The following is a 15,805-nucleotide window of genomic DNA, read 5'->3' as shown; positions in this document are numbered from 1 at the left end:
ACTTTTATCATTATTGTACTAAGCTTAAACATAAAAATAGTAACAAGGTGTAAATATGAAAAAAAATGTAGTTTTCTTTGAAGTTAGAGGTGGTAGTGATAAGGGCAAAGATGGGTATAGACCAGATACCATGCCAATGGTTAATGCACTTAAGGCTAAGGGCTATGATGCAGAAGTCATCTTTTTTGAGATAGGTAAGATGGATGAGATATATAACTATGTAAAAAATAACGCCATAGCCTATGTTTCTCGTATCAACCCGGGGAATCTAAAAGAAGAAAATGAGTACTTTGACATGCTAAGGAAGCTTTGTAAAGATGGAATCGTGCCTATGCCTCATCCTGATGCCATGATAGGCTATGGAGCAAAAGATGCACTAGTTCACTTAAATGACACTCCATTAGTTCCAAAAGATACCTATGCCTACTATGATATGGAATCTTTTAAAGCAAACTTTCCTAAGACTTTAGCAAAAGGGCAAAGGGTGCTAAAACAAAACCGAGGCTCAACAGGAGAGGGAATCTGGCGTGTGCAGCTACTACACCCTCTAACTAAGCCAGTAGATTCTTTACCACTAGATACTGAGATAAAGTGCACTGAAGCTAAAGATAATCACACTGAGATAAGAAAGCTAGGTGAGTTCATGGACTTTTGTCATCAATATATCACTGGGGAAAATGGCATGCTAGTAGATATGACCTTTTTACCTCGTATAGTAGAAGGCGAGATAAGACTTTTAATGCTTTATGACAAACCAGTAAATGTAGTTCACAAAAAGCCAGCTAGTGGTGGTGATAACTTCTCAGCCACTCTTTTTAGTGGGGCAAAGTATAGGTATGATGACCCAAGTTTATGGAAAGGACTAGTAGATACTTTTCTTTCTGAAATCCCTATGATAAAACAAAAACTTGGTAATTACGACTTGCCTCTTATATGGACTGCTGACTTTATATTAGATACTGATAAAGATGGCAAAGATAAGTATGTCTTAGGTGAGATAAACTGCTCTTGTGTTGGCTTTACTTCACAGCTAGAGTTGGCACCAAAAGTCGCAGATGAGATAATAGCCATAATTAACCGTGCTAAAAAGTAGCTTTTAAAAAAGCACAAAATGACTGTAGAATCTAAGTTGATATAAATTTCAACTTAAGGCTCTTAGTGCTACTTAGAACTGCTTTTTTAATAAATATAAGTGGGATCTTAACCTCTCGTATCTTTGGCTTTTTACGCGATGCTATGCAGGCTTATGTGCTAGGGACTAGTATCTATAGTGATATCTTTTTTCTAGCCTTTAAGTTTCCTAATGTCTTTAGACGCGTTTTTGCAGAAGGGGCTTTTACACAAAGCTTTCTTCCTTACTTCTTGCACTCTAGAAAAAAAGGTGCTTTTAGTGTGACTATAGCTTCTATCTTTGGAATCTTTTTAATAATCTTAAGCTTACTTATCATGCTTTTTAGTCCCTATGTGACACGAATCTTAGGGCTTGGCTATAGTGAAGATATTATAAAGCTTGCAACCCCTATAGTTGCGATTAATTTTTGGTATCTAATCTTTATTTTCTTTGTGACCTACTTTAGTACGCTTTTGCAGTATAAAAATATCTTTTGGGTAAATGCTTATAATACTGCCCTTTTAAATATAGCTATGATCTTAGCTCTATTTTTTTCCCGCCATAAAGACTTGCTAGATATAGTTTATATACTAAGTTATAGCGTGGTCATTGGCGGGGTGGCACAAGTGATATTACACTTTTATCCACTTTATTACTCTCATATCTTAAGACTTCAGCTAACTGGCTTTAAAAGCCTTTTTATCTGGAATCTAAAAAAAGACAAAAAGTCTAAAAGAAATTTAGCCATACTAAAAGAAGACATAAAACACTTTTTTGGTGGCTTCTTCCCTGCCATGCTAGGAAGCTCAACTGCTCAAATAACTAGCATGATAGATACTATATTAGTTACTTTTCTCCCAGTAGTTGGAGGAGTTAGCATGCTAAGCTATGCTAATAGAATCTTCCAACTCCCCCTAGCCCTTTTTGCCATAGCCATATCTTCTGCACTTTTCCCAATGATAGCTAGGGCTTTAAAAAACAATGAAGAGAAAAAAGCCCTAGCTTTATTAAAAAAAGCCTTTACTTTCTTGCTTTATATGCTTTCTTTTTGTGTGCTTGGGGGCATCATGCTGAGTAATGAGATAATTTGGCTTTTATATGAAAGAGGTCACTTTACAAGAAGCTCAACGCTAGAAGTAGGCTTAGTTTTTATAGGCTATCTTATAGGGCTTTTACCATTTGGACTAAGTCGCATTTTTTCACTTTGGCTTTACTCTCAAAAAAAGCAAGCCTTAAGTGCTAAGATCTCAGCTATATCCTTACTTATAGGACTTGCTTTTTCTCTTATACTTATGTGGCACTTTAGTGTTTTTGGACTAGCTTTAGCGGGCTCACTTGGGGGATTTGCCCTCTTTTTTATGACTATTTATTTCTTTGGAGTTAAAAAGTTTATCTCCTTGTTAGATTACAAAAGGCTAGTATTATTGTTAGTTTTATTAGTTATTGAATTTATAGTTATTTATCTATTTAAGCTGAAGTTCAGCATTACTTAAAAGGAAACCTAATGTTTATATTTGACTCAAGCAGTAAGGAAAAAGTAGAGTTTAAGCCTATAAGAGAGGGCGAGGTAAGGATGTATGTCTGTGGTCCTACCGTTTATGATGACGCACACTTAGGACACGCAAGAAGTGCTTTAAGTTTTGACATCTTAGCACGCCTTTTAAGACGCCTTGGCTATAAGCTAACTTTTGCCAAAAACTTTACAGATATAGATGATAAGCTTATTAATAAGTCTTTGCAAAGTGGGAAAAGCGTAGCAGAGCTTGCAAGCTACTACACTAAAAGATACTTAGAAGATATGGAAGCTTTAGGGGTAAAAAGGGCAGATATAGAGCCTAAGGCTACTGAGTTTATAGAAGAGATGGGCGAGTTTATAAAGACTTTGCTAGATAAGGGTTTTGCTTATAAGATCTCAAATGGTGATATCTATTTAGATGTTAACAAAGATAGCAAGTATGGAAGTTTAAGCCATCACTATCAAGATAGTGATTCTATAAGTCGTATAGCTGAGGAAAGCCAAAAGAGAGATAAACGCGACTTTATACTATGGAAGGCATATAAGGGGGAGGGTGATGTAGGCTATGAAAGCATCCTTGGTAAGGGGCGTCCGGGCTGGCATATAGAGTGTAGTGTTATGATAGATTCTATACTTGCTTATAAAGATGAAGCTTACTGTATAGACATACATGGCGGTGGGGCTGATCTTTTCTTTCCACATCATGAAAATGAGGCTAGTGAGACAAGGTGTGAGTGTGGTAAGGAGCTTTCAAAGTACTGGATGCATAATGGCTTTGTAACAGTAGATGGCGAGAAGATGAGTAAAAGTTTGGGTAATAGCTTTTTTATAAAAGATGCTTTAAAAAGCTATGAAGGTGAGATTTTGCGGAACTATCTTTTAGGTACGCATTATAGGGCATCTTTAAGTTTTAACGAGCTTGATTTGCTGGCTAGTAAAAAGCGTCTTGATAGGCTTTATAGGCTTAAAAAGCGAATTAACTTTACATCTGAGCTAGAGCGTAAAAAAGATACTGAGTTTGAAAGTGCTTTTTTAAATGCCCTAACTGATGACTTAAATATCTCTTTAGCCTTAAGTATCTATGAAGAGATGCTTGCTAGGCTTAATGACGCACTAGATAAGAATCCAAAAGATAAAGAAGCTTTAAGTAAGGCTGCTAGTAACATAGACCTTTTACAAGACATCTTAGGCATAGGACTGCTTCCTACTGCTAAGTACTTCCAGCTAGGAGTTAGTGAAGAAGATAAAAAAGAGATAGATGCTTTAGTTGCTAAAAGACTTGAGGCTAAGGCTAGTAAAAACTACGCACTAAGTGATGAGATAAGAGATACTTTAAAAGCTAAAAATATTAATGTTATGGATAAACCAGGTGGCATAAGTGAGTGGGAAGTTATAAGCTAGCTTATAACTTCTTATCTTTTTATTACGTTTTAGGGGCATTTTAGGAATGCCCTTTTATTTTTCTCCTTTTATTTGTCTCTTTTTTTATTTTCCTTCTACTAACATTAGATATCTTTCTTATCCTCCATCCCTCACATAAGAAGCACAAGGTTGGAAAAGCAATCTTGATACTAAAAGATGCTTAAAATGATTTGGCAATCTCTGCATTTTTACTGCAAAGAAGGGCTAAAAGCCAAAAACTAGCAATTATATATTTTTAGATTCTATAAAGTTATAGATTTATTACTTTTTATCTTTAGTGGATTTTAGCTTGCGTTTCATAGAGTTTAGACTAGTCTTTGTGTCTACTTTTTTAGCACTCAGTTTTTCTTTAGAAGTTTGAAGCACTCTTTTTTTGGCATCCCACTTTAAGCAAAGTATAAAAACTATAGCACTTATGATAAACATGATGACTGAAAGAATCTGCCCCATAGTAAAGTCTCCATAAAAGCCAAGCTGGATATCAGGCTCTCTAGTAAACTCAGCCATAAATCTCATAAAGCTATAAGCCATACCATAAATCGTTATAAGAGCGCCATTAAACCTTATCTTTTTAGATACAAAAAGCACTATGAAAAAGACCACTATGCCTTCTAAAAAAGCCTCTATAAGCTGGCTAGGATAGCGAAGATAGCCATCTACATAGATTCCTATAAACTTTAAGTGTGCATCTACTATAGGACGTCCAAAAAGCTCTTTATTTAAAAAGTTGCCAATGCGTCCAAAAACATAAGCTAGCGGTAAAGAGAGGGCTACTAAGTCAAGATAGATAAAGATGTTGATTTTTTTTACATAGGCAAAAAGAAGACTACCTATAATAAAGCCTATAACCCCACCATGATAACTCATCCCAGCTATACCCACAAAATGGCCATCCATAAAAGGATTAAGTGCCTGCCAAGGATGGGTTAGATAGTACATTGAGTTAGGATCATAAATAAAAACATAGCCAAATCTAGCACCCAAGATAACGCCAAGTTCAGCATAAACAAAGTAGCTATCTATCATAGCACTAGTTACACTTGCAAAGCGAGGGTTAGTTTTAATAAAACGTTTAGCTATAAAAAGTGCACCAAGTAAAGCTACAACATAAGCCATACCATACCAGTAAACTTTAAAGCCAGCTATCTCAAAAGCTATAGGGTTAAAATGCGTATAAATTTCATTCCATGCGTTCAAAAGACATCCTTAGGGGTAAAAACTGTGTGTATTATAGAGGCTTAGTTGTAATAAAATTAAACATAGTCCATCTTAAAGACTTCTATCTTGCTGCTTTAAGAGTTATAAAGCCAATTAGATTAGATTTTTATATCTAGCATTTTTAGATTAGACTTTGGGCTTAGGTCATAAAGCATGCTAGCTTGCTTTACATTAATATCTATCTTAGAAAAGCCTTTTAAAGAATCTAGCTTAGATTCTAAAAAGCTTTTTATTTTCTTACTCATGACATTCATACTAAGGCTTAAGTCTTTTTTAGATTCCATATAAACCATGCCATCTATCTCCCCAAGGCTAGGAAAAAGAGCGTAAAAGTCAAGCCTTACTTTTTGCCTTTTTATCTGTAAAAGAGAGTCTTTTTCTTCATCTCTAACCACTAGACTTATAACTCCTTTTTGCAGCCCTAAAAGCATCTGGGCTAGTTCTAAAAACTCTTGCTTATTAGCGACTAAAGGAAGCTTATCTAAAAGCAAGTCTTTATAGCTAGATTCTATAGTTTTATCACTTTGTTTAGCATCTTTGAAAAGCGATTCTAAGCTTTTAGAATCAAGCTTTAAAGCAAAGTTAGCTAGGGTTTCTAGGGTCTTTGGCTGGGCTATTAGATTAGTTATATTTAGCCCACCTAGTTTATTTTGAGATACATTAGCCCAGTAGGTTTTTCCAAGCTCTAAAGGGACATCGCTTTTAGTTTCTAGTATAAGCTTTCCAAGTTGGACTTGATAGGAGTTGCTACTAGTTTGTGATAGGATTTTTAAAAGCGTTGGAAGGGTTGTGTTTAGCTCCTTAGGGCTTAGCTTACTAAGTGCGTTAAGGAGGCTTACTGTGCTGGTGTTGAAAGTGGCATTAGTTTGAGGGATCATGGCTTTGAAGAAAGGGCTCTTTTAACTTGCATGGCTTTTTGTTCAAGTCTGGCTTTATTGCTTAGTTTTGTTTTAGATTCAGTTTTAGAATCTAGTTTGGTTTCTAAATTAGATTCTACTTTGTGTGCTAAGTTAGATTCTGCACTAGGTTTTTTGCTATATAAAAATTCCTCTTCTTCTATGAATCTAGCTATTTCAAAGCTAATTTCAAGCTTGCTTAATCTATCAGTTTTAACCTGCCTTTTATTTGTGCTTAAAAGTATCATTTGATTATTATCTTTATTACTTGAAAAACTTTTTTCATCAAGTAAGTTTAAACAGACATATTTGCAGCCCTTTTCTTTCATTAAAGAAAGTGCACTTTGTAAGGCGTCTTTTTCACTACTAGAGTTTTCATGCTCAGCCTTAAAGCCAACTTTTATGATATTTGCCTTAGTTATGGACTTTAAGATGTCTGTGTTTAAGTCAAGTTTTAGGTCTAGACTGTTTGGACTATCAGTCTTTTTTATCTTGCCAAGTTTTGCTTTTGGGACATAATCACTAATAGCAGCTGCCATAAAAAGATAGCCTTGAGATATAGAATCTAGTGTCATATCAAGCCTTTCTTTATACTCTTTTGAGCTTGCTACTTCATGTATCTTTACTCCAGTAGGTAGGCTTAGAGGGAACTTTGAAGATATAAGTGTAACTTTTGCCCCTAGAAAGTAAAGTGCTAGTGCTAGATAGCTAGCTTGAAGACCACTTGAAAAGTTACTTATACATCTTATATCATCAATCTTTTCTATGCTTCCTCCACCAGTTATAACTACTTCTTTATCCTTCCAAAAACTAGTTTGAAGTAGGCTTCTTTTAACTCTAAAGACTATCTCATCTACACTTGCTAAAGCACCTTTGCCCTCATCCCCACAAGCTAGCATTTTTAGCTCTGGCTCTATGACTTCATAGCCATAGCTTTTTAGAATCTTAAGTGAGTTTAGGCTTTGTGGGGCTTCTAGCATGAAGTTATTAGCACTTGGGGCTATAAGCTTAGGGATAGTGCGTAAAGCAATGGCTGTGCTTAAGTAGACATTATCAGCTATGCCATAAGCTAGCTTATTAAGACTATTAGCACTTAGTGGGGCAAAAAGGGCTATGTTTGCCCACTTTGCAAAAGATATATGATTAAGCCCATTTATCTTATCACTCCAGTCTTCACTTTCATCGCTTAAAAGCTTAGTATTGCTTAATGCTTCAAAACTTAAAGGCGTCACAAAACGTAAAGCTGCCTTTGATGCCACCACTTTTATGTTTGCTTTTTCTTTTCTTAGAGCACTTATCACATCCAAAATCTTGTAAGCAGCTATGCTTCCACTTACAAAAATTAGCACATTTTTACCTTTTAGCATACAATTCCTTTTAATCTCGTGTATAAGATTATAGAATCTTTATTACTAAAAATCATCAAAGGTGTTAAATGGACTACCTCCACAACTTAAGTTATGAAAACTTCATCTTGCTAATAATTGGCATAGTTGTGTGTTTTACTTTCATTATGGTTTTAATCTGCCTCCAAATAAGCTATAGCCTATTTAAAAGATTAAATATTTTTATGGATAATGGCCTTCTTATCATAGGTGGATGGAACATCTTTTTTATGCTTTTAACTACTACTATCTTTCCTTTAGAGTATAAAAACGTCAACTACACAGCAGTGAGTGTCCATATCTATGCTATAAGTTTTGTGCTACTTTTTTCTAACCTTTTATCCGGGATAAAAGGCCCCATACTTCGCTTTTTAGCCTCTATCTACTTTATAGTTTTTATAAGCTATATAACTGAAGATTTTATAGGTAACATCTATAGCAACATAGCAGCCTTTGTCATGCTTTTTATCACCTTAAAAGGCTTTGCTGGCTTTGTAGAGACAAAACATGGCAACAGTAAGCTAGCAGTATTTTCTCTCTTCTTAAGCGTTGTTATCTTCTTGCTTTGCTTCTTTTTAGGCTTTACTTATGGCTTTTTGTTTAGTTCAGTCTTAATAGGTGCCATACTTGGCTTTATGGTCTTTAATATCTTTGGCTTAAAGGTAGTGCTTAATAAAGGTGGGGCTTACTTTATGGGCTTTATACTTTTCTTTTTAGTCTACTTGCTTGTAAAAGTTTATGATTTAAATCTCTTATTTCTCCTAGCTGTTTTCATCTACCCGCTTTGTCTTGGCATAAAAGCCTTTTTAAGGATAGGCTTTTTGCTAAGTAGCTCTATCTTTTTAAGCTTTTTGTATCTAGTCATAGTTATACTTGCTTTTTACTTTTATGATGAGATCTTAGCACTTGGTATGTTAAGCATTATTTTTGTTGTACTTTATGTTATAAGTAGTTTAGTTTTCATGTTTATACAAAGGAGAGTTACCGCATAATGGATTATTTACAAATAGTTGGGGGAAAGCCCCTTCATGGCGAGATTAATATATCAGGGGCTAAAAACGCAAGCCTTCCTTTGCTTGCTATGTCTTTACTTTCAAAAACCCCTTTTAAGTTAACTAATGTCCCCCATGTCGCAGATATAAATACTTTTATAAAGCTTTTAGAAAACCTTGGTGCTAGTATCTCCCGCTTAGATAAAAATGAAGTTTTACTTGATACAAGTAGTGTTAATAACACCAAAGCAGTCTATGACATAGTAAGAAAGATGAGGGCTTCTATACTTGTGCTAGGTCCTCTTCTTTCAAGATTCCACCATTGTGAAGTTAGTCTTCCTGGAGGCTGTGCTATAGGTGCAAGACCCGTTGATATGCACTTAAAAGCCCTTAGTGCTATGGGTGCAGAGATAGATATCAAATCAGGCTATATCTTAGCCAAAGCCCCGCATGGACTTAAAGGTGCTGTTATAGTCTTTGATAAAAAGACAGTTACAGGCAGTGAAAATATCATCATGGCAGCAGCTTTAGCACACGGCAAAACTAAGATAGTTAATGCTTGCAAGGAGCCTGAAGTCGTGCAGCTTTGTCAGATTCTAAGTGATGCAGGGCTTGAGATAGAAGGCATAGGCACTGATGAGATAAGCATAACTGGAAGTGAAGGAAGCCTTTTAAGCTTAAAAGAAAGTGCAGTCATACCTGATAGGATAGAAGCGGGCACTTACCTTTGTGCAGGGGCTATAACTAACTCTCCTATCACACTGCATAACGTTATAGAATCTCACATGGAAGCCATCACTGTAAAACTTCAAGAGATAGGCTTTGATATAAACTACTCTTGTGATGATGATAGGGTTTGTACTATGAAGCTTTTAAAAGCTAAAAATATGAAAGCTTTTAATATCACAACTAGCGAGTTCCCCGGATTCCCAACTGATATGCAAGCACAGTTTATGGCACTAGCTACGCAGTGTGAAGGCACTTCGGTTATACGTGAGACACTTTTTGAAAACCGCTTTATGCATGTTAATGAGCTTCAACGCTTAGGGGCTAATATATCTATGAATGGCAATGTAGCTCAAGTCACTGGTAAAACTCCTCTTTTTGGCACTGATGTTATGGCTACAGATTTACGTGCTAGTAGTGCTTTAGTTTTAAGTGCTTTAGTTGCTAAAGGCACTTCAGATATACATAGAATCTATCATCTTGATAGGGGCTATGAAGACTTAGAAAGCAAGCTAAGAAGTTTAGGGGCTGATATAAAAAGACTTAAAGAGCAAGCTTAAAGTTTTTATATGCTAAAAGCAAAGGGATGTAAATGGACATAGAAGAAAGCAGCAAAGTCTTTTTTAAAGATTTTTTTAGTGCCATTGGCGAAGATGGCACAAGGGAAGGACTAAAAGATACAAATATGCGTTTTTTAGATTCCATGAAGACCCTTTATAGTGGCTATGGCGAGGATCCTCATAAGATTCTTAGCACTACTTTTGTAACTGAGTGTGATGAGATGGTAATCGTTAAAGATATAGAGTTTTACTCTATGTGTGAGCATCATTTGCTTCCTTTTTTTGGACATATATCAATTGGCTACATACCTAGTGATAGGCTAGTTGGCATCTCATCTCTAGCTAGGTTAGTTGAAATTTATGCAAGGCGTTTGCAGATTCAAGAGCGCTTAACTACACAAATCGCAGATACCATAGCTGATATAGTAAAGCCAAAAGGCATTATGGTAGTTTGTAAGGCACGCCATATGTGTATGGAGATGAGAGGGGTAGAATCTAAAAGTGCAAGTGTTTTAACCTCAGCCCTTCGTGGGCTTTTTAAAAAGGATTCTAAAACTAGGGCTGAGTTTTTAGACTTTATAAAAGGCTAGGAGCTAGGCTTGATTACAAGAGACAATTTTAAAAAACTTTTAGAGTACCTAGATTTTAAAGAAGATAATCAAGTTTATATTAAGACAATTGATAAATGTGAGCTAAAAGTAGACTTTAAAAATGAAAAACTCATTTATCCAGAAGATAAAGGCTTGATAGTAAATGATAAAACGACTTGCAACCTCGATAAGCCTGAAAATTTTGTTGTTTTTGAGTGTGTGCATAGGCTACTTGAAAAGGAATATAAACCTGAACATATCGAGTTGGAGCCCAAATGGAAGTTAGGACATGAAGCCAAGAGTGGAAAAGCTGATATTGCCATTTATCCTAATAGTGAAGATGGAGAAAGAAAAGCACTTTTAATCATAGAGTGTAAAACTATGGGAAAAGAGTTTGAGAAAGCTTGGAGTGACACTTTAGAAGATGGCGCACAACTTTTTAGCTATTTTCAACAAGAAAGGTCTGCAAAGTTTTTATGTCTTTATGCAAGTGATTTTGGTACATCTATACAAACAAAATACCGCCTTATAAAAGTACAAGATAATGATGAGTTTATTAAAAATTTAAAAGAGCCAAAAACCTACACAAAGGCAAAAAATAATAAAGAGCTTTTTAGTGCTTGGAAAGATACCTATGATAAAAGCTTTGATACACGCGGACTTTTTGAAAAAGAAATGAAAGCCTATGATATTGGCAAAAATAAATACACTTTGGATGATTTAAAAGAAGTAAAAGATGATAAAGAGATACAAGATAAATACCATGAGTTTGCCACTATCCTTAGAAAATATAATGTTAGCGGACACGAAAATGCCTTTGATAAGCTAGTAAATCTATTTTTAGCAAAAGTTGTTGACGAGACAGAATATAACGATGAAAAAGGTGTGCAGTTTTATTGGAAAGGTGTAGCCTATGATACTGATTTTGATTTGCAAGACCGCCTGCAACTACTCTATAAAACAGGTATGAAGAAGTTTTTAAGTGAAGATGTTACTTATATAGATAAAAAAACCATAGAAGATGCCTTTAAACTCTTTAAAAATAAACCTGATGAGACTAAACGTACTGTGCTTAATTATTTCACCCAACTTAAATTTTACACAAACAACGACTTTGCTTTTATAGATGTGCATAATGAAAGGTTATTTAAGCAAAATGCGAAGGTACTTAAAGAAATCGTACGGATGTTTCAAGATATCAAGCTAAAAACTAGCGAGCAACATCAGTTTTTGGGCGACCTTTTCGAGGGCTTTTTAGACCAAGGTATCAAGCAAAGTGAAGGGCAGTTTTTTACACCTATGCCGATTGTTAAGTTTCTAATTTCTTCACTACCGCTCGAAAATATAATCACTGAAAACGCCGAAATACCCGCTGCTATCGATTATGCCTGTGGGGCAGGACATTTTTTAAATGAATACGCAAGCCAAATAAAATCTATAGTCCCAAAAAATAGACTTTCAGACTATTATAAAAACATTGTAGGCATAGAAAAAGAATATCGCCTTTCAAAAGTCGCCAAAGTATCCGCGTTTATGTATGGGCAAGATGAGATAAATATCATCTATGAAGATGCCCTTGCTTGCAGTGTCTTGCAAGATAAGCACCATATAGAAAGCAATACTTTTAGTGTCCTTGTTGCCAATCCACCCTATAGTGTAAAAGGATTTTTAAATACACTGAAAGAACAAGACCAAAATCTTTTTTCCTTAACACAAGAAGTGAGTGATAAAGAAAAAAACAACTCCATAGAAGCCTTTTTTATAGAACGTGCTAGTCAGCTTTTAAAAGGTGGTGGCGTGGCGGCTATAATCTTGCCTTCTTCTATTTTAAGTAATGGCAACATCTATATTAAAACAAGAGAGATTATCTTAAAGTATTTTGATCTTATAGCCATTACTGAATTTGGAAGCGGCACTTTCGGCAAAACTGGCACGAATACTGCCACTTTATTTTTACGCAGAAAAGAAATACAACCAGATATTGCTAAACATTATCAAAATCGTGTGGATGCGTGGTTTGGTGATGATTTTAGCGTAGATACAGTATTTAAAGATGAGTATTTATTACAAGACTACTGCACACATATCGGCATAGATTTAAGAGACTATAAAATTTTATTACAAGAAGATAGGCTAACAGACATATTACAAAGTACAGATATTTTTAAAGAGTATAGAAGAAAATTTGAAGATGATGCAAAAGCAAAAAACATAAAGAAAAAACGTATTACTGACAAATATACTAAAGCCAATAAAACAGCCGAACTTGAAAAATATATGATGCAAGCTACCCGCAATGCCGAAAAAGAAAAATTGTACTTTTTTATGTTAGCAAAAAGCAATCCGCAAAATGTGATAGTCGTAAAAAGTCCTGCTGACAACAAGGCAATGAAGCAGTTTTTAGGATATGAGTGGAGTAGTGCAAAAGGAAATGAAGGCATTAAGTATATTGGCATTAACGCTCAAAAAAATGAAGATGATGCTACTATCAAACAAATAACGCAAGGCATCAAAAAAATAAACACACCGCTTTTTAATCCTAATAATTTAAATGACGCAAATAAGATAAATACACTCATCCGCCAGAATTTTATGGGGGGGGGGGGGGGAATTTCTATTCCCGAAAGCCTGAAAGACTTTGTTTCTGCCATCCGTCTTGTGGATATGCTTGATTTTTCCCGCGTGGAGTTTGATAAGGCTTTGCACACAAGTAGCATTAAAAAAGTGGAAATTGAAAGTAAATATCCGCTTGTTAAGTTGGGGGATTATGTAAATATAATTCGGGGAGTTACATTTGATAAAAAATATCAAACTCAAACAGAAACAGAAAATATAATTCTTACCGCAGACAATATTACTTTAAGTGGTGAGTTTATTATTACAAAGAAAATTTACATTAGTAATAATATTACATTGGATATTAATAAGAAATTACAAAAAAATGATTGTTTTATTTGTTTTTCAAGTGGTAGCAAACAGCATGTAGGAAAGATAGCTTTTATTACTGAAAATCAGCCATTTTTTGCAGGTGGTTTTATGGGTATATTGCGGGTGTCTAATGATAACTTATTACCCAAATATCTGTATGAAATAATGAACAATGAAGTAATGCGCAACATTATACGTTCTCAAAGTAGTGGAACTAATATTCAAAATCTATCAAATACCATTACCACTACAAAAATCCCCCTACCACCCCTTGACATTCAGCGTAAAATCGTAGCCGAATGCGAAAAAGTGGACGAAGAATATAACACAAGTAGAATGACTATAGAAGCGTATAAAAAGAAGATTGCGAAAGTGTTTGAAGATTTAGAGGTGCTTAAAAATAGTTCGGGGGGGGGAATTTTATATAAGCTCGGTGAAGTGTGTGAAGTAAACGCACATACAATAAATCCGAAACATTATCCAAATAAAGAGTTTATATATGTAGATATTAATTCTGTAGAAAATGGGACAGGGATTTTTTCATTATCACAAAAAATTACAGGGAATAATGCACCTTCAAGAGCAAGACGGATAGCTCAATCAGGTTCCACCATTATCTCAACAGTTCGCCCTAATCTAAAAGGATTTGCTTATATAGAAAATGAAATTGAAAATACTATTTATTCTACAGGTTTTTCTATTATAAGAAGTAAAAATAAAAACGTGCTTTTAAATCGATGGATTTATTTCAATTTTATGTATGCTAATGATTTGATGCAACAAATGGAAAAGGCAATGCCCAAAGGTCAATATCCAAGTATAAATAAAGCTGATATTGATAGTTTTCAAATCCCCGTCCCGCCCCTTGCCAAGCAACAAGAAATCGTACAAGAAATAGAAAGCTACGAAGCCGAGATAGCTCAAGCCAAAGCGGTTATGGAAGGCTGTACTAGTCGTAAGGAAGCTATTTTAAAGCGATATCTTTCTTAGATATGTTTAGATTCCATATAGAAGTAGGACGATGAGTATTTTAGTAGTGTTTATAGGTGGGGGAGTTGGCAGTGTTTTAAGATTCTTAATAAGTAAAGGTGTAGCTAAGCTTTTTACTAGTCTTTTTATCTTTGAAAGTAGCACTAATCTAGCTTATGCAAGTGCGGCTGCTACTTTTTTTGTCAATATCTTTGGAAGCTTGCTTATAGGCTTTTTAAGTGCTATCTTCTTATATAAGTTTAGCGCGTCTGAGCATCTAAGGCTTTTTTTAATGGTTGGGCTTTGTGGTGGATTTACTACCTTTAGTGCTTTTTCACTAGATACTTTAAATCTTTTAAAGCTTAACCAAACTCTTGCCTTAGCCTATCTTTTTGCCACGCTTTTTATATCCATAGGACTTTGTTTAGTTGGAATCTTGCTTGGGAAAAATATAGCTTTAAGCTGCTAGGTTTTGGCTTTTTAAGTGGCGTATAGAAACATTATGTTTAAAAAAGTTTAGTTTGTGTAGTTATGTAAAATATATAGCTTAGTTTACTTGACAGTGTTTTTCTAAATCCAGTAAGGTTTAGCCATACTTTTAAAAAAGGATTAAGCATGCAAACACAAAGTACTGCAAAACAAGACATAAACCTACCTCCTAAGAATCTACATAATGCAAAATCTACCCTAGACTTTGTCTCTGCTAACAAGATAAAAGAGGCTGCTAGCTTGGTTGATACCTTAGACTTTACTAAGCTAAACTCAAAGCTTATAAATCACTATGGCTGGGATAAAGTAGAAGTAAGCACACTAAATAGCCTTTATAAAGAGTGGTTAGTGCTTCATATCTGCTATCCTCATATAAGTCTTACGCCAAACATTAAGCTAGATGAGTACTGGCATATGCATATCTTAGATACTAAGGCTTATGCCAAAGACTGCTTGCTGCTTTTTGGGGAGTTCTTACACCATTATCCTTACTTTGGATTAGAAGATAATGAAGAAGAAGCAGAGATGACATTTGATCTTACCAATGATCTTTTTTTCCATCACTTTGGTCATACTCAAAGCACAGCTTTGGCATCTTGCAAATCTAGCAAATGTGAATCTAGTAAATGTAAATCTAGCTCTTTTGAAGCAGCAAACTGCAAGTCTGATGTAAATAAGGCAAATTGTAAATCTAATATCAAAGCTTCTGCAAGCCATAAATTAGATACAGAATCTGCAAATTACAAATCAAGCTCTTTAAAGTCTGCAAACTGCAAATCAACTAAAAGTGCTAACTGTAAGTCTCAGACTTTAAAACAGGCAAACTGTAAGTCAAGCAAAGCAAACTGTAAATCTACTAAGAGTGCAAACTGCAAGTCTAGCATCACAAAGGCTTAGTTTAAACCTTTATAAAGTAAGTTATGTACAAATAGCCTGCTTTAATCTTTGCTAAAAAGATTAACATCAAGGCTATTTGCAAAAACTAGGCAGTTATTAATGAGGC

General features: G+C 34.9%; 12 protein-coding genes. 9 read left to right on the top strand and 3 right to left on the bottom strand.

Going from position 1 to position 15,805, the window contains the following annotated elements; translation table 11 throughout:
• The first annotated feature begins 55 nt into the window (after positions 1 to 55).
• The 3 genes from BKH40_RS06375 to cysS all read left to right on the top strand — a co-directional run bounded on the left by BKH40_RS06375 (position 56) and on the right by cysS (position 4,028).
• Complete coding sequence (locus BKH40_RS06375; protein ID WP_095277935.1) at positions 56 to 1,093, top strand: Cj0069 family protein; 1,038 nt, start codon at positions 56 to 58, stop codon at positions 1,091 to 1,093.
• A gap of 65 nt (positions 1,094 to 1,158) precedes the next feature.
• On the top strand, positions 1,159 to 2,604 hold the full coding sequence (murJ, locus tag BKH40_RS06370) for a murein biosynthesis integral membrane protein MurJ (protein WP_095277934.1): 1,446 nt from the start codon (positions 1,159 to 1,161) through the stop codon (positions 2,602 to 2,604).
• A gap of 11 nt (positions 2,605 to 2,615) precedes the next feature.
• Positions 2,616 to 4,028: a cysteine--tRNA ligase gene (cysS, locus tag BKH40_RS06365; RefSeq protein ID WP_095277932.1), complete on the top strand. Its 1,413-nt coding sequence runs from the start codon at positions 2,616 to 2,618 to the stop codon at positions 4,026 to 4,028.
• Positions 4,029 to 4,310: 282 nt separating this feature from the next.
• On the opposite strand, the gene lgt is transcribed toward cysS, so the two are convergent.
• From lgt to coaBC, 3 genes are all read right to left on the bottom strand, one after another.
• Entirely contained in the window at positions 4,311 to 5,246 is a 936-nt protein-coding gene (gene lgt, locus BKH40_RS06360) for a prolipoprotein diacylglyceryl transferase (protein ID WP_095277930.1), read from the bottom strand.
• A gap of 119 nt (positions 5,247 to 5,365) precedes the next feature.
• A complete protein-coding gene (locus tag BKH40_RS06355) occupies positions 5,366 to 6,145 on the bottom strand; it encodes a hypothetical protein (RefSeq protein WP_095277929.1) in 780 nt (259 codons plus the stop codon).
• Entirely contained in the window at positions 6,142 to 7,530 is a 1,389-nt protein-coding gene (coaBC, locus tag BKH40_RS06350; protein WP_095277927.1) for a bifunctional phosphopantothenoylcysteine decarboxylase/phosphopantothenate--cysteine ligase CoaBC, read from the bottom strand. Before coaBC ends, BKH40_RS06355 begins: the two co-directional genes overlap by 4 nt.
• A gap of 68 nt (positions 7,531 to 7,598) precedes the next feature.
• Between coaBC and BKH40_RS06345 the strand changes: the two genes are divergently transcribed.
• The 6 genes from BKH40_RS06345 (at position 7,599) to BKH40_RS06320 (ending at position 15,699) form a co-directional block, all read left to right on the top strand.
• Positions 7,599 to 8,540: a hypothetical protein gene (locus BKH40_RS06345; protein WP_095277926.1), complete on the top strand. Its 942-nt coding sequence runs from the start codon at positions 7,599 to 7,601 to the stop codon at positions 8,538 to 8,540.
• Positions 8,540 to 9,826, top strand: a complete 1,287-nt coding sequence (murA, locus tag BKH40_RS06340; RefSeq protein ID WP_095277924.1) for a UDP-N-acetylglucosamine 1-carboxyvinyltransferase — start codon at positions 8,540 to 8,542, stop codon at positions 9,824 to 9,826. The genes BKH40_RS06345 and murA overlap by 1 nt, the downstream gene beginning before the upstream one ends.
• A gap of 32 nt (positions 9,827 to 9,858) precedes the next feature.
• A complete protein-coding gene (folE, locus tag BKH40_RS06335) occupies positions 9,859 to 10,416 on the top strand; it encodes a GTP cyclohydrolase I FolE (RefSeq protein ID WP_095277922.1) in 558 nt (185 codons plus the stop codon).
• Between the two features lie 9 nt (positions 10,417 to 10,425).
• A complete protein-coding gene (locus BKH40_RS06330) occupies positions 10,426 to 14,334 on the top strand; it encodes an N-6 DNA methylase (RefSeq protein WP_095277920.1) in 3,909 nt (1,302 codons plus the stop codon).
• Between the two features lie 31 nt (positions 14,335 to 14,365).
• Positions 14,366 to 14,782, top strand: a complete 417-nt coding sequence (locus tag BKH40_RS06325; protein ID WP_095277918.1) for a CrcB family protein — start codon at positions 14,366 to 14,368, stop codon at positions 14,780 to 14,782.
• Positions 14,783 to 14,928: 146 nt separating this feature from the next.
• Positions 14,929 to 15,699 (top strand): hypothetical protein, encoded by a 771-nt coding sequence (locus BKH40_RS06320; RefSeq protein WP_095277916.1) that lies wholly within the window; start codon positions 14,929 to 14,931, stop codon positions 15,697 to 15,699.
• Positions 15,700 to 15,805 lie beyond the last annotated feature (106 nt).

It is taken from the genome of Helicobacter sp. 11S02629-2, assembly GCF_002272875.1.
Taxonomy (GTDB): domain Bacteria; phylum Campylobacterota; class Campylobacteria; order Campylobacterales; family Helicobacteraceae; genus Helicobacter_I.
The sequence above is the reverse complement of the archived record's forward strand: the minus strand, read 5'-3'. Positions and strand labels throughout refer to the sequence as shown.

Coding starts and splice junctions, on each gene's coding strand:
- folE (WP_095277922.1), top strand. CDS start 9,859: ATGGACATAGAAGAAAGCAGCAAAGTCTTTTTTAAAGATTTTTTTAGT.
- coaBC (WP_095277927.1), bottom strand. CDS start 7,530: ATGCTAAAAGGTAAAAATGTGCTAATTTTTGTAAGTGGAAGCATAGCT.
- cysS (WP_095277932.1), top strand. CDS start 2,616: ATGTTTATATTTGACTCAAGCAGTAAGGAAAAAGTAGAGTTTAAGCCT.
- BKH40_RS06355 (WP_095277929.1), bottom strand. CDS start 6,145: ATGATCCCTCAAACTAATGCCACTTTCAACACCAGCACAGTAAGCCTC.
- BKH40_RS06320 (WP_095277916.1), top strand. CDS start 14,929: ATGCAAACACAAAGTACTGCAAAACAAGACATAAACCTACCTCCTAAG.
- BKH40_RS06325 (WP_095277918.1), top strand. CDS start 14,366: ATGAGTATTTTAGTAGTGTTTATAGGTGGGGGAGTTGGCAGTGTTTTA.
- BKH40_RS06375 (WP_095277935.1), top strand. CDS start 56: ATGAAAAAAAATGTAGTTTTCTTTGAAGTTAGAGGTGGTAGTGATAAG.
- BKH40_RS06345 (WP_095277926.1), top strand. CDS start 7,599: ATGGACTACCTCCACAACTTAAGTTATGAAAACTTCATCTTGCTAATA.
- murA (WP_095277924.1), top strand. CDS start 8,540: ATGGATTATTTACAAATAGTTGGGGGAAAGCCCCTTCATGGCGAGATT.